The organism is Mesorhizobium prunaredense, from assembly GCF_900156895.1.
Lineage (GTDB): Bacteria > Pseudomonadota > Alphaproteobacteria > Rhizobiales > Rhizobiaceae > Mesorhizobium > Mesorhizobium prunaredense.
Map to the genome: position 1 here is coordinate 135,142 of NZ_FTPD01000006.1, position 22,143 is coordinate 157,284.

The window sequence follows — 22,143 nt, forward strand, 5'->3', positions numbered from 1 at the left end:
GATTACGATGCGCCTTGTTCGAACCAGTCTTCGATGAAGCGTTGATAGATCTGCGTCAGCGTCTCGAGGTCGGCAAGTGCGACGCGTTCATCGACCATGTGCATGGTCTTGCCGACCAGCCCGAACTCGACCACCGGACAATAATCCTTGATGAAGCGTGCGTCGGAGGTGCCGCCGGAGGTGGAAAGCGCCGGCTTCCTGCCGATCACCGCCTCGACCGAACCGATGAGCGCTTCGATCAGCCGCTCGTCGCGGGTGAGGAAGACGTGGCTCGGCCGGTCGCGCCAGACGAGTTCGTAATCGACCGGCGTCGTCTTGCCGGCCCGGTATTTCTTTCGCTTCGCCGCCTTGTCGAGACGGTTGTGGATTTCCGCCTGCATGGTCTCGGCGGTCCATGTGTCGTTGAAGCGGATGTTGAAGGTGGCGGTCGCCTTTGCCGGAATAACATTGGTGGCCGGATTGCCAACGTCGATCGAGGTCACCTCCAGATTGGTCGGCTGGAAGTCCCTAGTGCCCTTGTCGAAGACTGGGTGCAGCAAGTCTTCGACCAGCGTCATCAGGCCGCGCACCGGATTGTCGGCAAGCTGCGGATAGGCGGCGTGGCCTTGGCGGCCGTTGACGATGATGCTGCCGGACAAAGAGCCGCGCCGGCCGATCTTGATCATGTCGCCCAGCGCATCGGGATTGGTCGGCTCGCCGACGATGGACGCATCCCATTTCTCGCCCTTGGCGACCGCCCATTCGAGCAGCTTTGTCGTGCCGTTGATGGCCGGCCCTTCTTCGTCGCCGGTGATCAGCAGCGAGACCGAGCCTTTCAGGCCGCCTTTCGACTCGAGATAGCGCGCCACCGCGGCGATGAAACAGGCGATGCCCCCCTTCATGTCGACGGCACCGCGACCGAACATCTCGCCCTTGGCGATCTCGGCAGCGAAAGGCGGATGCGTCCATGAGGTCTCGTCGCCGACCGGCACCACGTCGGTATGCCCGGCGAACATCAGGTGCGGACCGTTGCCGGAGCGCCGCGCATAGAGATTTTCGATATCGGGCGTGCCGTCCTCCGAAAACACCGGGCGCTCGACGGAAAAGCCGAGTGGCTTCAGCATTGTTTCCAGCGTGCTCAGTGCCCCGCCCTCGATGGGTGTCACGGAGGGGCAGCGGATGAGGGCGGCGAGATTTCCAGCGGGATCGGTCGGCAACGTCATGGGCAAAAGCGTTAATCGAAAGCGCAAGGCCTGTCACGGCCAGACATAAGGGCCAGCCATCCCGCCGACACTATGGTTTTCATGGCGTATTGTCGCAGGCCTAATGCATGTCGCCCAAAGGCATGGCCTCGGGCTTGACCCGTGCGGGCGCAGCGGTTTTGGGCAAATGCGCATAAAACAAACAAGGCCTTAAAGTGCGTCGCAGGAGTCGCTTCAGACGCGACGCACTTAGGCGGGGTACGGGATATGGACTGAGCGACAAAAGGCCCCAATAATCGCTGTGGTCGTCAGTTCGCGGCCCGCACATGCGCCCGGTAACGGCCCTTGCCGGTGCGTTTGGCTTCATAGAGCGCGTGATCGGAGCAGGTGAGAAGAAGTTCCGGCTCGCCGCCGTCGGCAGGCGCGAAGGCACTTCCAATGCTCAACCCGATGGGTATTGCGGTGCCCACGCCAAGGTCGAAAGGTACCGAAATCTTCTCAATGGCGCGCTTTGCCAGGAGGGTGGCTTCGATCTCGGATGTGTCGGGCAGCAGGATCACGAATTCGTCACCGCCGATGCGAAAAACCACATCACCCGGTCGGAAAGCGCGCTTCAATCGTTCGGCCACCTTGCGCAGCAGCATGTCGCCGACCGCGTGGCCGAAGCGGTCATTGACGTGTTTGAAGCCGTCGAGGTCCATGCTGAGAACGGCAAACGGCCTGCCGCCGTTTGCTGCCGGCGCCGCAAGCTCGCTGCACATGCCGCGCAGTTTCTCCTGAAGGAAGATGCGGTTTGGTAGGCCCGTCAGCGCGTCCTTGATCGCCAGATCGCGATTGTCCAATTCGGCGTGGATCATGCGGGCGTTGATCGCATGATTTTGAAGCAGCACGATGATGACGCCGGCCACATAGAAAGGCACTTGAAATCCGACGATCGCCATTCCGGGCGCCGGAGATAACAGCGCGCCAACCAGGAATGGCAAGCTTACGGCCAGCATGACGAATATCGCGTAGCGCGGGGTCGCTGCGTTGCGCGACGACACCACGCCGACGACGCCTGCAACGTTCGAGGCAGCCAGCACGGCGAGCGCCATATCCCCGCTGACGACGCAGCCATAGCAGCCGAGGCCGAAAATCACCGACCATGACCCACCGGCGGCCATCAGGCCTGCCAGCGGCCCCGTTCCCCCGCGCTTGCGGGCCCGCTCACATTCCCGCATCAGCAGGAAGCGGACGGCAAACAGGCTGAGGTCGGCCGCCATCCAGGCGTAGGGCCACCGGTCGCCGGTAACGACCGCGGCACCGACCGCCAGCACCAGGACGCTGATGGTGCCGAACAGGACAGCGAATTTGCGGTCGAAAGTGGTGTCGAGAAGCCGCGCGCGGACAGCTTCCGGTTCCGCTCTGATCGGTGAAGAAAACCAGGCGAACAGCCGCGCGCCGGCGCTTCGCTTTCCGCGCGTTTTCGGGTTGGTCAGGGGTTCGTCGTATGCCAGTCGAGTGCTCCGTGCCGGTCGACACAGTCTTCACGGGGCATGCTGGACCAAGGTGATTAAGATTAGCTTAGGTACTTGGATGAGCCGGCCGCAATGGACCGTCGATCAGCGTGATCTTTTGCCAGATCTTTCGCGACAGATTGGAGCCCAGGGACTCGATGTCGTTGACGCCATCGACGACCACATCGTCGTTGACCGATTGCGCGAACAGCGCGGCGATCTTGCCGGTGATCGACAGCATTTCGGAGCAATAGTCGAGGTAGCGAGCGAGATCGGCACGGTCGGTTATGCGTGCCGGTGAATGCGATGTCGGCTTGAAATCGGTTGAAAGCGCTGCCGGATCCTTGGTCAGCTGATGCATGTCGATGACATGGATCAGCGATCGCAAGCCATGAAGCTTGCGAAACACCTGCTTGCGCTTGATGCGCTCCTCGGTCCGGATCAAGGCCAGGAAGCCGAGCATCGCGAGGATGATCATGTTGATCAAGGATTCGATGCCTTGCACCGACTGGATGGCGTCGTGGGTTCCCGAGATGCGGCCGAGCGGCAGGATGGTGCCGACGAACAGGAACATCAGCGCGCCGGCGGCAATGGCGGTGATGACGACGCCGCGCAGCCACCAGATCGGCGCTTCCAGCGCCTCCGCCGCCTTGGCCAGATCACGCGACAGCGACACAAGTTCTATGGCGACGCCACGCAAGCCGGCATCGGGAAACCGCTCGGCGACGCGTTTTTCCAGTCGCTCGGCGGTTTCGATGATCAGTTTCGCATCAAGCGTGCGGTAGCGCATGGCTAGATACCCGCCCGGCGCTCAGGATTCGGCCGGCGCATTGGTGCGTTTGCCGTAGCGGTTGGGTCCGGGATCACTTTTGAAAAAGGCCAGAATGACAAGGAGAATGGCGCCGACGATGAGAGAGATCAATGCGTAGTAGCTAGGCTTGCCGAAATCATGGAACCGCTTCGCCGTTAGCGCAAAGGTCGACCATGTCGAGACAACCACAGCGATCCACCAGGCGAGCGCCCAGTACTGACTTGCGGCGGTGCCCAGCGGCGTCCGCGAGAACTGGTAGAGCAGAAATAGCTGAGTGAGGAGCGGCAAAAGACCCGCCAAAACATAGGCACTGGGGTTCACTCGCCCGGAAAGGCTGAAGAAAAGCCAAAGAAATCGAGGTCTGTCGAGCAAGCGGGTACGTCCGTTTTTTTGAAAAGATCAATCGCGAAGCAGTTCATTGATCGAGGTTTTGGAGCGGGTCCTGGCATCGACCCGCTTGACGATGACGGCGCAGTAGAGGCTGGGACCGGGCTCGCCATTGGGCAAAGGCTTGCCGGGCATCGAGCCGGCGACGACGACGGAATTGGCCGGCACTTCGCCGTAGAAAACCTCGCCGGTGGCACGGTCGACGATCTTGGTCGACTGGCCGATGAAGACGCCCATGCCGAGCACCGAGCCTTCGCGCACGATGCAGCCTTCGACCACTTCGGAGCGTGCGCCGATGAAGCAATTGTCCTCGATGATGGTGGGGCCGGCCTGCATCGGCTCCAGCACGCCGCCGATGCCGACGCCGCCCGACAGATGGACATTCTTGCCGATCTGGGCGCAGGAGCCGACCGAGGCCCATGTGTCGACCATGGTGCCGCTGTCGACATAGGCTCCGACATTGACGAAGGACGGCATCAGCACGGCACCTGGCGCGACGTAGGCGGAGCGCCGCACGATCGACGACGGCACGGCGCGGAAACCCGCCTTCTCGAAATCGATGGCGCTCCAGCCGTCGAATTTCGACGGCACCTTGTCCCACCACACGGCCTGGCCCGGACCACCCTTGATGATCTCCATCGGGTTGAGCCGGAACGACAGCAGCACCGCTTTCTTCAGCCACTGGTTGACATGCCATGTGCCGTCGGCCTGGCGCTCGGCAACGCGGGCGACACCCCGGTCGAGCAGGTCGAGCGCCGACTGGATGGCGTCGCGCGTCGCACCGCGGGTTGCCGTCGAAATCGTCTCGCGTTCCTCGAAGGCGGTTTCGATGGTCTTTTCGAGGCTCGCCAGATCGGGCTTTGACATGAATTCGCTCCATTACCAAGCTGTTAAGGGGCCGCACCTTAACCTGTTTTGAAAGTCGCCGGACCCTATGTGAAGGCTAGGTGAGGGTCAATCGCGGCTGCGTCGCGGGACGGCGCCAAGTGAATAATTGGGCAAGTGAATAATTGGACGGGTAGGTAATATGACTCCTATGGAAAAGGCGGGGTGGACGCCGCTGCCGCATTCGGACGAGGATCTGGAGCGGTCGAAAAGCGTGCCGGACACGCCGCAGACGCGTGCCGAGACCTACCGGTTGGCCTGGAACGATCCCGACTTTATGACACGGCGCGAATTGCGCGCGGTCAGGCTGCAGCTCGAACTGTTGAAGCCGGAGATGATCCTGGCCGAGCGCGGCATCGGCTCGACCGTCATCCTGTTCGGCGGGGCGCGCATCCCCGAGCCGGGCGGTGAAGCCTGGGCGGCCAAGAACGAGACGCAGAAGAAGAACCTCGAGAAAAACAGTAAATATTACGAGGAAGCGCGAAAATTCGCCCGCCTCTGCTCGCAGCAGTCGGCCACCTCTTATTATCGCGAATTCGTCGTGGTGACGGGCGGCGGGCCCGGCGTCATGGAAGCCGGCAACCGCGGCGCCGACGATGTCGGCGCCCCGTCGATCGGCCTCAACATCGTGTTGCCGCACGAGCAGGCGCCGAATGCCTATGTGACGCCGGAGCTCTGTTTCAACTTCCACTATTTCGCTGTCCGCAAGATGCATTTCGTCATGCGCGCCAAGGCTGTCGCGGTGTTTCCCGGCGGCTTCGGCACGATGGACGAATTCTTCGAGACGCTGACCCTGATCCAGACCGGCCGCATGGAGCGCGTGCCGGTGATCCTGTTCGGCAAGACGTTCTGGAAAAGGGCGATCGACCTCGATTTCCTCGCCGAGCAAGGCACGATCACCCCCGGCGACCAGGACATCATCGATTTCGTCGACACCGCCGACGAGGCCTGGGGGATCATCAGCCGCTTCTACAAGCTTTAGGCCGCGGGCTGTATCGATCCGGCTTTACGAAGCAACGGCTCAAGCGGTGACGTCGACGATCGCGGTAAGGAATTCGGCAAGGTCGTCGGTGACGAAATCCACATCGTCCTCGTTGGCCGGGTCACGTTCCCAGATCTCCGAGAAGGTCGGCTCGAAGTTGCGCGGCACGACCAGCACCGTGGTCATGCCCAGCGATTTCGGCACGGACAGGTTGCGGGCCAGATCCTCGAACATCACCGCATTGTGGCCGGTGACCGCGTGGAGTTCCGCGAACTTCTCGTAGGTCTGGCGCGCCGGCTTTGGGTTCAGCCCGGCAGCGACGATATCGAAGATGTCGTCGAAATGATCGAGGATGCCGAGTTGTCGCGCGGTGCGTTCGGCATGCCTGCGGTCGCCATTGGTGAAGATGAACTTGCGGCCAGGAAGCTGGCGGATGGCGGTGCCGAGAACGGGATCGGGAACCAGCCAGGAATAGTCGATGTCATGGACCTTCTCGAGAAAGTCGTCGGGGTCGATGTCGTGGCGCGCCATCAGACCGTTCAGCGTCGTGCCATATTCCCGGTAGAGTTCCTTCTGCAGCTTGCGGGCATCGTCGCGTGGCAGCGTCAGCAGTTCTCCGACATAGGCGGTCATTTTTAGGTCGATCTGCGAGAACAGGTTCGAATGGTGCGGATAGAGCGTGTTGTCGAGGTCGAATACCCAGTCGGTGACATGGGCGAAGCGGGCGGGATCGGGGAGCGTGGTCATGCAACCCCTTATGGCACGAAACAATGCTTTTGGCAGAAGCTTTATCCACAACTTATGCGCGTTACGGGTGGCGAGAATCGCGCGATGGTTCAAATTTTAGGCATCGCCGAAAGGTGCCATTCAGGGCTTGCTGGCACACAGACGGTCCAGGGGGAGCCAGCGATGAGCCGCATATTTTTGAAGTCTGCCGCCGTCGCTTTCGCCTCCCTCGCAGTCTCGCTTTTGTTGACGCTGATCGTCGTTCCGGCAATGGGCTTTCCGATCAACCGCACGATCTGGTTGACATCCACGGTCTGCCCGCTGGCGCTTGCCTGGATCGCCAGCGCCTACACGTTCTGGCAGGGCGAGAGGTTGAAAGGCGCCCATCGCGACCTCGCCCGCGCTCATGCCCAGCTCGCCGCAGCGCATCGGCGCCTGGCAGAGAAGGCAAGCCGCGACGACATGACCGGCATGCTCAACCGCGAGAGCTTCTTTGCGGCGCTCGAGGCGACCCGGCGTAAATCCGATCGTGGTGCGTTGCTGATCATCGATGCCGATCACTTCAAGCTCATCAACGACAGCTACGGGCATCTGACCGGCGACGATGCGCTGCTCCTGATTGCAAGCGCGATCGAGCGCGGTGTGCGCAGCGGCGACGTGATCGGCCGCATCGGCGGCGAGGAATTCGGTGCGTTTTTGGTCGGCGCCACCGAACAGGAAGCCAAACGCGTCGCTGAACGCATTCGCCGTGAAGTCGAGCTGATCCGCTTCCGTCCCGTCGATGAGCGGGTCATACCCCTCACCGTCAGCATCGGGGGTGTCACCTGCGGCGAGGATGCCGGCGTATCGGATCTGATGCGTGTCGCCGACCGCCGCCTTTACCAGGCCAAGGATCGCGGCCGCAACCTGACCATCCTGGACAGGGACGTGTCCGAAGCGGCCTGAGCGGTCCCATCTCCTCGGCTTCCGGCCTGCCTATGGATCGTCATCACAGCGCGCCACCAATAACGCCCGCGCCGATCGGCTGCGAGCGTCCGAGCCTGGCCGGCGTCTAAAGTTTCGCCGGGTCGAGCGCCGGCTTGCCCTTGTGGCGTCCGATGATCGCTGCCATGTCGGCGACGTTCTGGAAGGCATCGCGCAAAACGTCGAATGACGGCAGCACGAAATAGGCGCGCTGGAACTTGTCGATCTCATAGCTGGTGCGCATTACCGTTTCCAGATCGAAGGGAACATGATGCGCGTCCTTGCTTTCAACCGCGAATTGAAGTTCGGCAAAGGACGACATCAGCCCGGCGCCGAAAGCCTTCAACGGTTGGCCGGCCTCCTGGATCAGCCCGTATTCGACGGTGTACCAGTAGAGGCGGCTGATCATCTCGTCGCCGCCGAGCGCGATCAGATGCTCGGCCTTCTCGCCATACATCTGCATGAAATCGGCAAAGACCGGCTGGGTCAGCACCGGCACATGGCCGAAGAAGTCGTGGAACATGTCCGGCTCGACGATGTAGTCGAGCTCTTGTTTCGTCCGCAGCCAGTTGGTCACCGGGAAGCGCCGGGCGGCTAGGTGGACGAAGAAGGCTGGTGCGGGAATGAGTCCCGGCACGGCGACGATTTCCCAACCGGTAAGCTTGCGCAGCCTCTCGCTGACCACACCGAAATCCGGAATCCTGTCGAGCAGGCCCAGCGTGGCGACGCCGTCGAGATAGGACCGGTGTGCCAGCTTTTTGGTCAGCTTCGTCTGGCGGTCGCACAGTGTACGCCACACTGCCTGCTCGTCAGCAGTGTAGTTGTAGCTCTGCTCAACGGTGAAATCGGCACGGCAGACCGAATAGTCGCCGCGAAGGCCTTGCGCCGCGCATTCGCGGGCGTAATCGGCAACGCTCATCGTCATGGCTGTTCTCCCTGGAATCACGACTGACAACTTGAAAGTTTAGCCGGATCCGGTGAGGCGAATCCGCTTTGATGATGGCTCGAACAGGCGATTTGAGGTAAAAGCCACCACAGCAAAGCTGCAGGAGAGTGAAAGTGCCTCAGTTTGATGATTTTGAGATCAAGATGCTCGATATCTTGCAGCGCGATGGGCGCAAGCCTGTGTCCGAACTGGCCCAGGAGATCGGCCTTTCGACGACGCCATGCGCGCGCCGCTTCGAGGCGCTTCAGAGCGCCGGCATCATCAAGCGCTTTGCCGCTGTGCTCAGCCGCCGCGCCATCGGCCTGATGGTCGAAGTGTTCATTCAGGTGCGCCTGGTAACCCACAGCGACGGTTCGCCCGAAACCTTCATCGCCGCCGTGCAGCGCATGGACGAGGTGTCGTCGTGCTGGACGATGACCGGCGACTACGATTTCCTGCTGCATGTGATGGTGCCGTCGGTCGACGAGCTCAACGCCTTTGTCATGCACCGGCTGATGCGGCTCGACGGCGTGCGCGATGTCCACACGCAGCTCGTGCTGCAGAACATCAAGGGGCCGGGCCACGTGCCGCTTGGGCACCTCAGGCGGTAAGTTCGCCCTGGCGCCCGCTCAACCCTGGGTTTCTGGCTGACAAGTTGCAGCCTGCGCTTACCGCACGATCAGTGTGCCGGCGCCGTGTTCGGTAAACAGTTCGAGCAGCACCGAATGCGGCGTCTTGCCATTGAGGATGACGACGCCTTCGACGCCGCGCTCGATCGCCTCGATGCAGGTCTCGACCTTGGGGATCATGCCGCCCGATACCGTGCCGTCCTTGATCAAGGCCTTGGCCTCGGCGACGGTCAGCTCGTCGATGAGCTTCTTGTTCCTGTCGAGAACGCCGGGCACGTCGGTGAGGAACAGAAGGCGTGTCGCCTGGCAGGCGCCGGCGATGGCGCCGGCGAAGGTGTCGGCATTGATGTTGTAGGTGTGGCCGTCGCGGCCCGGCGCCACCGGCGCCAGCACCGGGATCATTTCGGACCGCGCCAGAAGGTCGAGCAGGGTGCGGTCGACCTCGACCGGCTCGCCGACGAAGCCGAGATCGAGCACACGCTCGATGTTGGAGTCGGGGTCGATCATGGTCTTGCGCGCCTTTTCGGCGAAAACCATATTGCCGTCCTTGCCGCACAGGCCGATGGCCCATTCGCCTTCGGCATTGATCAGCGCGACGATCTCCTTGTTGATCGAGCCGGCCAGCACCATCTCGACGATCTCGACCGTCTTCTGGTCGGTGACGCGCAATCCGCCCTCGAACTTCGATTCGATGCCCATCTTGCTCAGCATGGCGCCGATCTGCGGTCCGCCGCCATGGACGACGATCGGATTGACGCCGGATTGTTTGAGCAGCGCGATGTCGCGGGCAAAGGCCTTGCCGAGCGCGATGTCGCCCATGGCGTGGCCACCATACTTGACCACCACCGTCTTGTTCTCGTAACGCTGCATATAGGGCAGCGCCCTCGAAAGCAGCGCGGCCTGCATTTCGGCGGTGGCGGCGAGGTCCGTCATTCGGCTTGGTTCCCAGCTTGGCATGAACGGCGGCGTCTTAGCGGGAATTGGAGCAGGGGGCAAACGGCTTTGCTGTCACGTCAGGTGAAATCGGCCCGCTTTCATGCCGGCACCTGCAGCGGCGCCCGCCGCGTCAGCCATCCCGAAATCTTCTCCATTTGCGCGGCGAGGGACAACAAGGTCTCTTCGTCGCCGGGGCGGCCGGCGGCCTGGATGCCGAGCGGCAGGCCGGCATCGGTGACATAAACAGGCAGCGCGATCGACGGCTGGCCGCTGACGTTCTGGATTGCCGGCCAGTGGGTGAACCATAGGCTCTTGTCCATCAACTGGCCGAACAGCGACTTGAATTTCAGCAGGCGGGCAAGCCGCAGCCTGTCGAGCATTTCTTCCAGGAACGCATCTGCGCCTTGCGGGTCCATCGCGCCGCAGGCGAGCGGCGGATGCGCGATGACAGGCATCAGCACGGCATCGTACGGCGCGGTCTCGGCGATAAGCCGGCGCGACGTGGCATGCAGCCGCTGCAGGCTGGCATAGATCTCGCCAGCCGAAAGGATATCGCCGAAGCGGCTCATCACCCGCGTGGCGCGTTCGATATCACCTGAAATGGAGCGGCCGACGCGCAAGACCTCGCCGCGCATCGTGCCGGCCACCGCCGCGGCGACGGTTCTGGCGAAATCAGCGATGAAATCGCGATCGATATAGGGCAGGTCGATCTCCTCTATCATATGGCCGCCTTCGCGCGCCAACGCTGTCGCAGTGTCCAGCGCCGCCAGCGTCTCGGCCGATATCGGCAGGCCGAGCGGCGATTTCCGGTAGACGGCCAGTTTCAGCTTGCCGGGGTCACGCACTGCTGCGGCGGCGAAATTTCCTTTCGGCGGCGCCGCCGCATAGGGCGACAGCGGATCGGGTCCATGGGTCAGGTCGAGCAGCAAGGCCGAATCCCGGACCGAGCGGGAAACGGCGTGGCCGACGACCATGCCGTGCCAGCTTTCGGTGACGAGCGGCGACAGCGGCACACGGCCGCGCGAGGTTTTCAGCCCGACCAGCCCGGTGCAGGCGGCGGGAACGCGGATCGAGCCGCCGCCATCCGAAGCATGTGCCACCGGGACGACGCCGGCCGCGACCAGCGCCGCCGCACCTCCAGACGAGCCGCCGCTGGTATGGGCTGTATTCCACGGATTGCGGGTGATGCCGAAAGCGGTTGATTCGGTCATCAGCCTCAGCCCATGTTCGGGCGAGGTGCTGGTGGCGATCGGGACAAGGCCGGCGGCCAGATGGCGTTCGGTCATCACCGAGTCGAAATCGGCAACGAAAGCCGGAATGCGGCTGCCGCCGTAGGTCGGCACGCCTTTCATGGCGATGCCGAGATCCTTCAGCGCAAAGGGCACACCGGCCAGCGGCAGGTTGCGGTCGATGGTTTTCGCCCGCGTCCGCGCCGCCTCGTAAAGCGGCTCGGCGATGGCATTGATGTCCGGGCGAGTGGCCTCGGCCCGCGCAATCGCCGCATCGACGAGCTCTTGCGGCGAGATTTCTCCTTTGCGCACCAAGCCGGCCAGGCCGGTAGCGTCATGTTCCCACAGAGCCCGTTCGACCGACATTCTTGCTCCCCCAACTATCGGCAAGCTAGAGCATCGGATGCAAAAGTTGAAACCCGGTTTTGGGAGAATCCGATGCTCAAAAAAGGTCGGCTCTTTCTGGTCAATGGAAGCCCGCGGCGCTCCCGGTGCACGGGAACGCTTCCGCCGCTGCAATACATTGCAGTGGAATAATTTGGGGCAATTGCCTAATTTGGGCAATTGCTTAATTTGGCAGCCGATGACGCCGCAGGACATCAGCAACCTGATCGTCCGGACTTCGATGAAGGACCGGGCTGCATTCGATCTGCTCTACCGGCAGACCAGCGCGAAACTTTTCGGCGTCTGCCTTCGTGTATTGAAGGACCGGGGAGAGGCAGAAGAGGCGCTGCAAGAGGTCTTCGTCAAGATATGGACGAAGGCGGATCGTTTCGCCGTCTCGGATCTAAGCCCGATTTCCTGGCTGGTGGCCATTGCGCGCAATCATGCGATCGACCGGATAAGGGCGCGGCGAGAGCCTGCTGCCTATATCGACGCCGCGCTCGACGTTGCCGATCCGGCGCCGGGACCGGAGGCTGCGGCTGTTGCGGGCGGTGAATCCGGGCGCATCTATCGTTGTCTCGACGAATTGGAAAAGGACCGGGCGGCGGCCGTCCGTGGCGCTTATCTGGACGGCGAAAGCTATGCCGAACTGGCGGCGCGCCATGACGTGCCGCTGAACACGATGCGGACCTGGCTGCGGCGCAGCCTGTTGAAGCTCAGAGAGTGTCTGGAAAGATGACGCTGGCGCAGGATGACGGACCGGAATCCGGGGGCGACGACCTGTTCGCCGCCGAATACGTTCTTGGCGTCCTGGCCGCGGACGAACGCGAGATTGCGTCACGCCGCATCGACGCGGACGCCGCTTTCGCGCACCTTGTCGATGCCTGGGAGGCGCGTCTTTCGCCGATGGCCGACGCCTATCCGGAGACAGAGCCGCCGATCAGGGTCAAGGAGGCATTGGATCGCCGGCTGTTCGTCGCAGAGCCTCGCGCCGGCCTCTGGTCAAGCCTTGCCTTCTGGCGCGGTCTTGCCGCCGCTTCCGTCGCGGCGTTGGCGATCTATATCGCCGTGCCGTACCTCAATCCGCCGGCCGAGCAGCCGCGGCTCATCGCCTCGCTGGCTGCCGATGGCAGCGACGTCAGCTATCTCGCCGTCTATGATGCCGCCCGTCGCGAGGTCGGCCTGTCGCATGTCTCCGGCGAGCGCGCCGCCGGCAAGGATTTCGAGCTGTGGATGATCGAGGGCAAGAGTGCGCCGGTCTCGATCGGGGTCATCCCGGCCGGTCAGACCGCGCGTATGACCATCTCCCCGGCCGTGCAGGAAAAACTTGCGCAAGGCGCCGTGCTTGCGGTCAGCCTCGAGCCGGCCGGCGGTTCGCCGACCGGCCAGCCGACCGGCCCTGTGATCGCTGCGGGCGATCTGAAGAGCATCTGATCGCCCCTGTCTGCTAATCACCCCTGTCGGCCGATTTTTCGAGAAGATTTTAAATCTATCGCCTGTGGTGGCTTTAACGTGGAAGCATGCAGGCTGTAAGAGTCCTGCCCTGAAAATCATGCTCGCCGTTATAAAAAATAAAATTTTCTCCTGGACGGCGAAACTCGGGCATTTATCCCCCGTATCTCCTTGCGCCCCAAAGAGGGCAAGAAATAAACTGAGGAGATAGAAATAATGCGTAAATTCGCCACCCTTTTGCTTGCCGGAACGGTCGCCGTCTCCGCGCTCGCCACCGCCGCCTACGCCCAGAATCCGATGGTCGGCGGCGCCGCCATGTATGCCACCAGAAACATCGTCGAGAACGCCGTCAATTCGAAGGATCACACGACGCTGGTCGCGGCCGTCAAGGCCGGTGGTCTCGTCGAAACGCTGCAGAGTGCCGGCCCCTTCACCGTGTTCGCGCCGACCAACGAGGCCTTTGCCGCCCTTCCGGCCGGCACCGTCGATACATTGCTGAAGCCCGAGAACAAGGACAAGCTGGTCAAGATCCTGACCTGCCACGTCATCGCTGCCAAGGCGATGGCCGCCGACGTCGCCAAGATGGCCATGGACGATGGTGGCGCGCACAAGGTCAAGACGGTTGGCGGCTGCGAGCTGACGCTCAAGGCCGAAAACGGCAAGGTCACCGCGACCGACGAGAACGGCAATGTCGCCAATGTGACCGTCGCCGATGTCGAGCAGTCGAACGGCGTCATCCACGTCATCGACAAGGTTCTCCTGCCGAAGATGTAACGAAGCGGTCGTCGCCAGCGAAGATATGGCTGAGGCTCCATGCCGAGTGCGCGGATTTCCGCTTGCGTGACCCGCGCAATCGACAGACGTACACTCCGCACCGTCCGCCGTCCGCTGTAGGCGTGGGGCAGGTGCGGAGTGCCGTTGTCGGGAGCTGGCCGTCACCGGCTTTTGATTTCCATGTGACGGTCGAATTTGGCAAACGGACAGAAGGAGGAATGGTGATGATCCGGCGCGACTTTCTTTGGAGTGGTGCTGCTGTGGCATTGCTGGCCGGCACGGCAGCGGCGCTGCGCATCGGCCGGCCGCAGGACGCACACGCGACCGAAACCTTCGAAGTCACCAAGACCGAGGCCGAGTGGCGCGCCATCCTGTCCGACGCGGCTTTCAACGTGCTGCGCAAGGAAGGCACCGAATATCCCGGCACCAGCCCGCTGCTCAACGAACATCGCAAGGGCATCTTCGCCTGCGCCGGCTGCGACCTGCCGCTCTATTCCTCCGAGACCAAGTTCGATTCCGGCACCGGCTGGCCGAGCTTCTGGCAGGAGATTCCCAACGCTGTCGGCATGACCGTGGACAGGTCCCTCGGCATGACCCGAACCGAGGTCCACTGCCGCCGTTGCGGCGGTCATCTCGGTCATGTCTTCGACGACGGCCCGCCGCCGACCGGCCTGCGTCATTGCATCAATGGCGTCGCCTTGACTTTCAAGCCGGCCACGGCCTGACCTAAAGCGCTCGCGTTTGACCGGCCTCACGCGACGCGCTTTAGGTTATTGTCTTATGCATGTCGTTATCGCAAAACCGCTGCGCACTTTTGCGCGACATGCATGAGAGCGCCGCGTCCCTTTTGGGCGCGCAAAAGTTGCGCGATCAGTGTCCGCCGCCTCCGCCTGCCGGCTCGGCCGGCTTGCGGATGAGCATGGTGAAGATCGCCAGCGTCGCGAACAGCGCCGTCAACAGATAGAACACGTCCATGAAGGACAGCAGCGAAGCCTGCTGCTGGACCATGCCGGACAGTTTCGAGATCGCCGCCTTGGAGGCGTCGAGGCCGGCATTCTGCTGGAAGTCGAGCGTCATGCTCTGCAGCCTGGTCTGCGCCTCGGTGCTGCCCCATTGCACATGCTCGGCCAGCCGTGCGTAGTGGAAGGCGCTGCGATCGATCAGCACGGTGTTGATGACGGCAAGGCCGACGGCGCCCCCGAGATTGCGGGTGAGGTTGAACAGACCGGATGCATTCTTAAGCCGGTCAGGCGGCAGGGTTCCCAGCGCGATGTTGTTGATCGGCACCATGCACAGCATCATCGAGGCGCCGCGCAGGATCTGCGGCAGCAAAAGCTCCCAGAAATCCCAGTCGGCGGTCAGATAGGTCATCCGCCAGGTGCCGGCAGCGAAGCCGAAGAAGCCGATCATCATCATCAGCCGCGGATCCATCTTGCGCGACAGGATGCCGGAAATCGGCGCGGTGACGAACATCGCCAAGCCGCTGACGAACAGCGCCTCGCCGATCATCAGGGAATCGTAGCCGCGGATGCGGCCCAGATACACCGGATAGAGATAGGTCAGGCCGTAGAGGCCGATGCCGATGACGAAGGAGAACAGCGAGCCGAAAGCGAAGTTGACGTTGGTGAAGGCTTTCAGGTCGACGATCGGCTCCTCGGCGGTGAAGGCGCGCCAGAAAAACAGCACCGCGCCGGCCGTCATCAGGATGGCGCAGACGAACACGGCCTGGTCCTGGAGCCAGTCGTTGTTGGGACCTTCCTCGAGCACATATTCCAGCGAGCCGAGGAACGCCGCCATGCCGGCAAGGCCCCACCAGTCGAACTTGCGGAACAGGCCGAGATTGGGCTTGTCGAAGTCGATCAGCGACCATGCCGCGGCGGTCACCATGATGCCGGGCACCACATTGATCAGGAACAGCCAGTGCCAGGACATGGCATGGCTGATATAGCCGCCGACAGTCGGGCCGATGGTCGGCGCCAGCGTCGCCACCAGGCCGATCATCGGCGACACCATGGCACGGCGCGACGGCGGAAAGATGGTGAAGGCGGCAGCGAACACGCTTGGTATCATGCCGCCGCCGATGAAGCCCTGAACGGCGCGGTAGACGATCATCTGGTCGATGTTGGTGGCGGTCGCCGCCAGCGCGCTCGCGGCGGTGAAGCCGGCCGCAGAGACGGTGAACAGCACACGCGTCGACAGCATCCGGCTGAGAAAACCGGACAGCGGGATCATGATGACTTCGGCGATCAGATAGGCGGTCTGCACCCACGGAATTTCGTCGGAACTGGCGCTCAAGCCGGCCTGGATCTCGGCCAGCGAGGCCGAAACGATCTGGATGTCGAGGATCGCCATGAACATGCCGAACACCATCGCCAGGAAGGCGATGATGCGGCGTGTGGAAATGGTATCAGGCGTAGCCGGCCTCGCCGGCGGCGATCCTGCTGTCAAGGTTGCGGTTGCCACGGCATTGCTCCCAAGCGGCCGCTCAGTGCGACGCGGCCGGTGCGGTGCGGCTGTCGACGGCGACGACGACGCTGAGGCCGGCGCGCAGCTTGCCTGTCTTCAGCACATCCGCCGGCACGTCGATGCGAACCGGGACGCGCTGCACGACTTTGGTGAAGTTGCCGGTGGCGTTTTCCGGCGGCAGCAGCGAGAACACCGCGCCGGATGCCGGGGCCAGCGACGAGACGGTGCCTTCGAAATCCTGGCCGTCGATCGCGTCGACCGAAATCCTGACCTTTTCACCAGGCACCAGCCGGGCAAGCTGGGTCTCCTTGAAATTGGCGACGATATAGAGCTTGTCCATCGGCACGATGACGGCGAGCTTCTGTCCGGGGCTGATCAGGTCGCCCTGCTCGACCGAGCGGTTGCCGACGACACCGTCATAGGGCGCGCGCAGCACGGTGAACGACAGGTCGCGCGCGGCCTTGTCCCTGGCAAGCTGCAGCGACGCCAGCGTGCTTGCCGTCTCCGCGCGCTGCGCCTGGAGCACACCGATATTGGCCTCAGCCGCCGCGATCTGGGCGTCGGCGCCGACAAGGGCGGCATTGGCCTGCTCGACCGCGGTCTGAGCATCATCCAGTTGGGCCTGGGTGCCGACATGTGTCTTGAGCAATTGGGCGGCGCGCGCTTGAACACGCGCCGCATTGGCGGCGGCGGCCTGGTCGGCGGTCTTCTGTGCCTGCGCCTGCTCGAGCGAGGCGCGCGCCGCCTCGGTCTGGGCGCCGATGCGGTCGAGCGTCTTGCTCAAGGTGGCGATCTGCGCCTCGGCCTGGGCGACCGCTATTTTGTAGTCGCCATTGTCGACGACCAGGAGCGGGTCGCCGGCCTTGACCTGCTGGTTCTCGGTGACCTTGACCTGATCGACATAGCCGGAAATTTTCGGCGATATGAACGCCATGTCGGCCTGGACATAGGCGTCGTCGGTTGAGATCATGAAACGCCCGTCGGTCCAGTAATCGTAGCCATACCAGGCACCTGCGCCCAGCAAGCCAAGCGCGATAATCGGCAACAGAAAGGAGCGTGCCGAACGCTTCTTTTTGGCCGGTGCCTCCGCCGGAGGACTCGTTGCGGGCTCAGTCGGTGGGTTCGGCGCTTCGATTGCTGGGGCAACCTTGGCGTTGGGGAATGGACGGACTTCGGCGGTGGGGGTGGCGTTCGAGGACATGGGGGATCTCTCTTGGCATTCTCTCTGGAAACTGGGCATCTCTCTGGAAAATCAGTCAGACTGAACCGTTCGGTTCGATGCGAACATTGACTTAGCGCGGAGAGGGGCCCATATCAAGGGCGATCGAACCGGTCGGTTCGAATATTTTTCGAGGTGTGACATTATGACCGAAGCCGACAAGGACCAGTGCGATCTGCTGGATGGCCTGCGTCGCGGCCGCCCGGCGGCGGGACAGGACCCGGTCAAGCGCAGCCAGATCATCGAGGGTGCGCGTCGTGTCTTCATCGAAAAGGGCTTCGAAGCGGCGTCGATGAACGACATCACCCGCGAGGCTGGCGTTTCCAAGGGCACGATCTATGTCTACTTCGCCAACAAGGAAGAGCTTTTCGAAGCGCTGATCGAGGAAGAACGCGGCACGATCTTCAAGAACATGTACGATATGCTCGACCGCGCCGACGACCTTCGCGAGACGCTGGTGAAGTTCGGCAAGGTCCTGGCCCTCAAGATCACTTCGGCCAAGGTCGTCCAGGCGCAGCGCACCGTAATCGGCGCGTCCGACAGGATGCCAGAACTTGGCGCGCGTTTTTATGAACGCGGCCCGAAACGCGGCCACGACAAGGTCGTTGCTTTTCTCAATGCCGCCATCGAGCGCGGCCTGCTCAAGATCGACGATGTCGATCTTGCCGCCTATCAGTTCACCGAACTGTGCCTGGCGGGCCTTTTCCGTCAGTGCATATTCGCCTACCGCACCAAAGCGCCAAGCCAGGCTGAAATCGACCACATCGTCAGGTCGGGCGTCGGCATGTTCCTGAAGGCTTACGGCACCGAAAGGCTTGCTACGGAAGAAAGCACCCAGACGATTGCGCTGGAGGCGAAATCTTAGCCGCCATTGGCCGCCAGCACGATCGCCGCGCGCAATTCCTCGAGGCCCTCGTTCCTTTCCGAGGACGTGGCGAGAACGAACGGAAACGCGGCCGGCCGCTTCTTGATCTTCTGCAGTGTCTCTTCGATCAATCGCGGCACGCCGGCCGCCTTGATCTTGTCGGTCTTGGTCAGCACGATCTGGTAGGACACCGCCGCCTTGTCGAGCAGCGACAGCACTTCGTCGTCCTTGGCCTTGATGCCGTGGCGGGCGTCGATCAGCACGTAGACGCGCTTCAGCGTGACGCGGCCCTTGAGATAGTCGAAGACGAGTTTCGTCCAGTCGTCGACCTTTTCCTTGGGCGCGGTGGCGTAGCCGTAGCCCGGCATGTCGACCAGCGCCATCGGCGGCAGGTCGGCGCCTTCGCCGGAAAACCCGCCCGGAACGAAATAGTTGAGTTCCTGCGTCCGCCCCGGCGTATTGGACGTGCGCGCCAGTCCCTTCTGATTGACCAGCGCGTTGATCAGCGACGATTTGCCGACATTCGAGCGGCCGGCAAAGGCGATCTCCGGAGGTCCTTCCGGCGGCAGGAACTTCATCGCCGGCACGCCGCGGATGAAGATCCACGGCCGCGTGAACAGCTCGATGCCGATCACGGATTTGTTCAACGCGTTCAAACCGCTGCCTCCAGAACAGAAATATCGGCGCCACGAATGGCATTGAGGTTGCGGCTGATCTTTTCCACCGGCCAATCCCACCACGCCGCCGCCACAAGCCGCCGGATGGTCCTGTCGTCGAAACGCATCTTTAGCACCTTGGCCGCATTGCCGGCGACGATCGCATAGGGCGGCACGTCATGCGTCACCACCGACTTTGCCGCAACGATAGCGCCATGGCCGATCGCCACGCCGGGCAGGATCGCCGCTTCCATGCCGATCCATACATCATTGCCGATCACTGTGTCGCCGCGCAATTCCTTCGACCAGGTCGCCGGATCGAAACCCTCTTCCCAGCCATGACCGAAGATGTTGAACGGATAGGTCGAAAAGCCGGACATGGCATGATTGGCGCCGTTCATGATGAAGCGCGCGCCCTCGGCGATAGCGCAGAACTTGCCGATGATCAGCCGGTCGCCGATGAATGGGTAGTGATGCAGCACGCATCGCTCGGCGAATTTGTCCGGCCCATTCGGATCGTCATAATAGGTGAAGTCGCCGATCTCGATGTTCGGCGCCGTGACCAGCCCCTTCAGGAAGCCGACGCGGGCATGCATCGGGATCGGGTGCTTGATGTTGGGGTTGGGTCCGGTCATGGTCTGGCTCCATCGACGAAATAACAGGTCAAAATAGCGCGATCCGCCGGGCAGCACCGACGGCGTGCGCAGCGGATCATCCTTACCTGTTCTGTTCATCGACGGGAGCGCTCCTGAAACGACAGCGCAGCTTATAGGTCGCGGCGGCGTCTACCGCCGCGCTTTCCTGGATTCGGCTGGAAGGTAGCGCCTTCTATTCCGCCGGCGACGGTTTCTTCCGGAACAGCGCGACCAGATTGTCCCACAATTCGATCTTGGCGCCCTGCCGCTTCATGATCACGCCTTGCTGGATGATCGAAAGCAGATTGTTCCAGGCCCAGTAGATGACGAGGCCGGCCGGAAAACCCGCCATCATGAACGTGAAGACCACCGGCATCCAGGTGAAGATCATGGCCTGCGTCGGGTCCGGCGGCGTCGGGTTCATGCGCATCTGCAGGAACATGGTCAGGCCCATGATCAGCGGCCAGACGCCGATCATCAACATGTCCGGCAGAGCGATCGGAATGAGGCCGAACAGGTTGAAGATCGAGGTCGGATCGGGGGCCGCCAGATCCTGGATCCAGCCGAAGAACGGTGCGTGGCGCATCTCGATGGTGATGTAGAGCACCTTGTAGAGCGCAAAGAAGACCGGGATCTGCAGCGCCACCGGCCAGCAGCCGGCGAGCGGATTGATCTTCTCGGTCTTGTAGAGCTCCATCATCGCCTGTTGCTGCTTCATCTTGTCGTCCGCGTATTTCTCGCGGATCTCGAGCATCTTGGGCTGCACCTTCTTCATGTTCGCCATCGACGCGTAGGACTTGTTGGCGAGCGGATAGAAGGCGGCCTTGACGACGACGGTGGTGGCCAGGATGGCCAAGCCGAAATTGCCGAAGAATTTGTACATCGTGTCGATCAGATAGAACATCGGCTTGGTGATCCAGATGAACCATCCCCAGTCGATCAAACGGTCGAACAGCCTGATATTGCGGTCTTCGGCATAGGCGTTGACCTTGGCGACTTCCTTGGCGCCGGCGAAGATTTCGCTCTCGACTGTCGCCGACTGGCCGGCATCGACGGTGATCGGGTCGGTGAGGAAGTCGGCCTGGTAGCGCGGGCGGCCGTCCTCGAAATAGGCGTAACGCGGCTGGAACGGCTGCTTCTCGGTCGGCACCAGCGTCACCGCCCAGTATTTGTCGGTGATGCCCAGCCAGCCATCGGTCGACTTGCCCGGCGTAAACTGCTTGTCCTCCTCGACGGCCGCGTATTTGTGTTCCTGCAAACCTTCGGTGCCGGTGACGCCGATCAGCCCCTCATGCAGCACATAGATGCTGGCAACGGCAGGCTTGTCGAAACGCGTGACGCGGCCGTAATTCGACAGGGTGACAGCAGCTGAACCCGAATTCTCCACCGTGTCCGAGACCGTGAACATGTAGTCGCCGTCGACGGAGAAGGTGCGCTTGAAGGTCAGGCCCTTGTCGTTGGTGAAGCTCAGCGTGACCGGGGTCGCCGGCGTCAGCGTCGCATTGCCGTCGACGGTCCACACTGTTTCCGGGCCCGGCACCGTGCCGGTCTTGTCGCTGCCGACAAAGCCGATCTCGGCATAGTAGCCAGTGGGCAGCGCCGCCGGGTTGAGCAACTCGATCTCGGGCGAGTTCTTGTCGACCGTCAGCCTGTAGTGCTTGAGCTTGAGGTCGTCGAGACGGGCGCCGGTGAGATTGATCGAGCCCTCCAGGCTCGGCGTGTCGATCCTGACGCGCTTCGTCGACGCCAGCGCCTGCTCGCGGCTGGCCAGCGTCGTGCCGTCGGTTCCCGGTGCGTTGGGTGCATTGGGAATGGCGCCTTGCTGCGGCACCGGCGTTTCGCTGCCGCCGGGACTGGCGGCTTCGGTCGCCTTCTTCTGCTCCGCGATCCGCTGCTCTTCGATACGGGCCGCCTCGCGTTGCGCCTCGCTGTGCGGCAGCACGTAAAAATACTGCCAAAGCGACAGGATCAACACCGACAGCGCGATGGTGATGAAGAAGTTCCGGTTGTTTTCCATCGAAAGCCTTGGCCTATCGTGTTCCGCGCAGTCGGCGTGAGAGTTCGGCCTTCAACTGACCGAACGGAATGGCAAGCACATCTTCGCGCCCGACGATGACATAATCATTGCCTGGCTTCATGTCACCCGCGGCATGCGTGCGCACGGCTTCTCTCAGCCGCCGCCGGATGCGGTTGCGGACGACTGCGTTGCCGACCTTCTTGGTGACCGTGTAGCCGACACGAGGCGCCTCTGCGTCGCTGCGGTCGAGAACCTCGACGAGAAAAAGCCGCCCGCGACGCTTTTCGCCACGCCGGACGGCCAGGAATTCCGCGCGCTTCAGAAGCCGCTTGGGATGTGCTCCCACTGGCTTGCCGGTTGCGGGCAACGATCTCGTCTTCCGTTCAGGCGCTGAGCCGCTTGCGGCCGCGGTTGCGGCGGGCTGCGACGACGCCACGACCACCCTTGGTGGCCATGCGGGCACGAAAACCGTGCCGGCGTTTGCGGACGAGTTTGGACGGTTGGTAGGTACGCTTCATTTGTTTT

The 22,143-nt window shown here is 62.5% G+C and carries 24 protein-coding genes; 8 read left to right on the top strand and 16 right to left on the bottom strand.

All coding sequences use genetic code 11. The annotated features are described in order from the left end of the window. Positions 1-2: 2 nt before the first annotated feature. From dapE to dapD, 5 genes are all read right to left on the bottom strand, one after another. Complete coding sequence (gene dapE / locus BQ8794_RS06395; protein WP_077374512.1) at positions 3-1,202, bottom strand: succinyl-diaminopimelate desuccinylase; 1,200 nt, start codon at positions 1,200-1,202, stop codon at positions 3-5. A 287-nt stretch (positions 1,203-1,489) separates the two neighbouring features. Next, entirely contained in the window at positions 1,490-2,497 is a 1,008-nt protein-coding gene (locus BQ8794_RS06400; RefSeq protein WP_077374513.1) for a GGDEF domain-containing protein, read from the bottom strand. A gap of 247 nt (positions 2,498-2,744) precedes the next feature. After that, positions 2,745-3,467 (bottom strand): hypothetical protein, encoded by a 723-nt coding sequence (locus BQ8794_RS06405; RefSeq protein ID WP_077374514.1) that lies wholly within the window; start codon positions 3,465-3,467, stop codon positions 2,745-2,747. A 21-nt stretch (positions 3,468-3,488) separates the two neighbouring features. Then, positions 3,489-3,860, bottom strand: a complete 372-nt coding sequence (locus BQ8794_RS06410; protein ID WP_077374515.1) for a DUF805 domain-containing protein — start codon at positions 3,858-3,860, stop codon at positions 3,489-3,491. A gap of 27 nt (positions 3,861-3,887) precedes the next feature. Continuing rightward, positions 3,888-4,742, bottom strand: coding sequence for a 2,3,4,5-tetrahydropyridine-2,6-dicarboxylate N-succinyltransferase (gene dapD / locus BQ8794_RS06415; RefSeq protein ID WP_077374516.1), 855 nt, complete (start codon positions 4,740-4,742; stop codon positions 3,888-3,890). A gap of 160 nt (positions 4,743-4,902) precedes the next feature. Here dapD and BQ8794_RS06420 point away from each other — a divergent pair, with 160 nt between their 5' ends. Continuing rightward, positions 4,903-5,742, top strand: coding sequence for an LOG family protein (locus BQ8794_RS06420; RefSeq protein WP_077374517.1), 840 nt, complete (start codon positions 4,903-4,905; stop codon positions 5,740-5,742). 39 nt (positions 5,743-5,781) lie between these two features. Here BQ8794_RS06420 and BQ8794_RS06425 read toward each other — a convergent pair whose 3' ends face one another. Further along, a complete protein-coding gene (locus BQ8794_RS06425) occupies positions 5,782-6,489 on the bottom strand; it encodes a pyrimidine 5'-nucleotidase (RefSeq protein WP_077374518.1) in 708 nt (235 codons plus the stop codon). 162 nt (positions 6,490-6,651) lie between these two features. Between BQ8794_RS06425 and BQ8794_RS06430 the strand changes: the two genes are divergently transcribed. Further along, positions 6,652-7,413, top strand: a complete 762-nt coding sequence (locus BQ8794_RS06430; protein ID WP_077374519.1) for a GGDEF domain-containing protein — start codon at positions 6,652-6,654, stop codon at positions 7,411-7,413. A gap of 106 nt (positions 7,414-7,519) precedes the next feature. On the opposite strand, the gene phhA is transcribed toward BQ8794_RS06430, so the two are convergent. After that, positions 7,520-8,356: a phenylalanine 4-monooxygenase gene (gene phhA / locus BQ8794_RS06435; RefSeq protein ID WP_077374520.1), complete on the bottom strand. Its 837-nt coding sequence runs from the start codon at positions 8,354-8,356 to the stop codon at positions 7,520-7,522. Between the two features lie 134 nt (positions 8,357-8,490). Between phhA and BQ8794_RS06440 the strand changes: the two genes are divergently transcribed. Further along, entirely contained in the window at positions 8,491-8,967 is a 477-nt protein-coding gene (locus BQ8794_RS06440; protein ID WP_023801577.1) for an Lrp/AsnC family transcriptional regulator, read from the top strand. A 57-nt stretch (positions 8,968-9,024) separates the two neighbouring features. Here BQ8794_RS06440 and argB read toward each other — a convergent pair whose 3' ends face one another. Then, positions 9,025-9,918 (bottom strand): acetylglutamate kinase, encoded by an 894-nt coding sequence (gene argB, locus BQ8794_RS06445; protein ID WP_077374521.1) that lies wholly within the window; start codon positions 9,916-9,918, stop codon positions 9,025-9,027. A gap of 101 nt (positions 9,919-10,019) precedes the next feature. Continuing rightward, positions 10,020-11,516, bottom strand: a complete 1,497-nt coding sequence (locus BQ8794_RS06450; protein ID WP_077374522.1) for an amidase — start codon at positions 11,514-11,516, stop codon at positions 10,020-10,022. A 217-nt stretch (positions 11,517-11,733) separates the two neighbouring features. On the opposite strand from BQ8794_RS06450, the gene BQ8794_RS06455 reads away from it, so the two are divergent. The 4 genes from BQ8794_RS06455 (at position 11,734) to msrB (ending at position 14,485) form a co-directional block, all read left to right on the top strand. Beyond that, entirely contained in the window at positions 11,734-12,273 is a 540-nt protein-coding gene (locus tag BQ8794_RS06455) for a sigma-70 family RNA polymerase sigma factor (protein ID WP_077374523.1), read from the top strand. Further along, positions 12,270-12,968 carry an anti-sigma factor gene (locus tag BQ8794_RS06460; protein ID WP_077374524.1) on the top strand — a complete coding sequence of 233 codons (699 nt, stop codon included), beginning with the start codon at positions 12,270-12,272 and terminating at the stop codon, positions 12,966-12,968. Before BQ8794_RS06455 ends, BQ8794_RS06460 begins: the two co-directional genes overlap by 4 nt. A 234-nt stretch (positions 12,969-13,202) precedes the next feature. Continuing rightward, positions 13,203-13,760, top strand: coding sequence for a fasciclin domain-containing protein (locus tag BQ8794_RS06465; RefSeq protein ID WP_077374525.1), 558 nt, complete (start codon positions 13,203-13,205; stop codon positions 13,758-13,760). Positions 13,761-13,984: 224 nt separating this feature from the next. Beyond that, positions 13,985-14,485, top strand: a complete 501-nt coding sequence (gene msrB, locus BQ8794_RS06470) for a peptide-methionine (R)-S-oxide reductase MsrB (protein WP_077375152.1) — start codon at positions 13,985-13,987, stop codon at positions 14,483-14,485. A gap of 145 nt (positions 14,486-14,630) precedes the next feature. Here msrB and BQ8794_RS06475 read toward each other — a convergent pair whose 3' ends face one another. Further along, positions 14,631-16,163, bottom strand: coding sequence for a DHA2 family efflux MFS transporter permease subunit (locus BQ8794_RS06475; protein WP_425293526.1), 1,533 nt, complete (start codon positions 16,161-16,163; stop codon positions 14,631-14,633). Between the two features lie 82 nt (positions 16,164-16,245). Continuing rightward, complete coding sequence (locus BQ8794_RS06480) at positions 16,246-17,427, bottom strand: HlyD family secretion protein (protein WP_077374527.1); 1,182 nt, start codon at positions 17,425-17,427, stop codon at positions 16,246-16,248. 163 nt (positions 17,428-17,590) lie between these two features. Between BQ8794_RS06480 and BQ8794_RS06485 the strand changes: the two genes are divergently transcribed. Further along, entirely contained in the window at positions 17,591-18,310 is a 720-nt protein-coding gene (locus BQ8794_RS06485) for a TetR/AcrR family transcriptional regulator (RefSeq protein ID WP_077374528.1), read from the top strand. On the opposite strand, the gene yihA is transcribed toward BQ8794_RS06485, so the two are convergent. From yihA to rpmH, 5 genes are all read right to left on the bottom strand, one after another. Continuing rightward, positions 18,307-18,966 (bottom strand): ribosome biogenesis GTP-binding protein YihA/YsxC, encoded by a 660-nt coding sequence (yihA, locus tag BQ8794_RS06490; protein WP_077374529.1) that lies wholly within the window; start codon positions 18,964-18,966, stop codon positions 18,307-18,309. The two genes, BQ8794_RS06485 and yihA, sit on opposite strands and share 4 nt — an antisense overlap. After that, the gene (locus BQ8794_RS06495; RefSeq protein WP_077375155.1) at positions 18,963-19,601 is read right to left on the bottom strand and encodes a CatB-related O-acetyltransferase; all 639 of its coding nucleotides are present in this window, start codon (positions 19,599-19,601) and stop codon (positions 18,963-18,965) included. The genes yihA and BQ8794_RS06495 overlap by 4 nt, the downstream gene beginning before the upstream one ends. A gap of 193 nt (positions 19,602-19,794) precedes the next feature. Continuing rightward, on the bottom strand, positions 19,795-21,618 hold the full coding sequence (gene yidC, locus BQ8794_RS06500; RefSeq protein ID WP_077374530.1) for a membrane protein insertase YidC: 1,824 nt from the start codon (positions 21,616-21,618) through the stop codon (positions 19,795-19,797). A 13-nt stretch (positions 21,619-21,631) separates the two neighbouring features. Then, positions 21,632-21,985: a ribonuclease P protein component gene (gene rnpA, locus BQ8794_RS06505; protein ID WP_023801590.1), complete on the bottom strand. Its 354-nt coding sequence runs from the start codon at positions 21,983-21,985 to the stop codon at positions 21,632-21,634. A 16-nt stretch (positions 21,986-22,001) separates the two neighbouring features. Continuing rightward, a complete protein-coding gene (gene rpmH, locus BQ8794_RS06510; RefSeq protein WP_008833937.1) occupies positions 22,002-22,136 on the bottom strand; it encodes a 50S ribosomal protein L34 in 135 nt (44 codons plus the stop codon). Positions 22,137-22,143 lie beyond the last annotated feature (7 nt).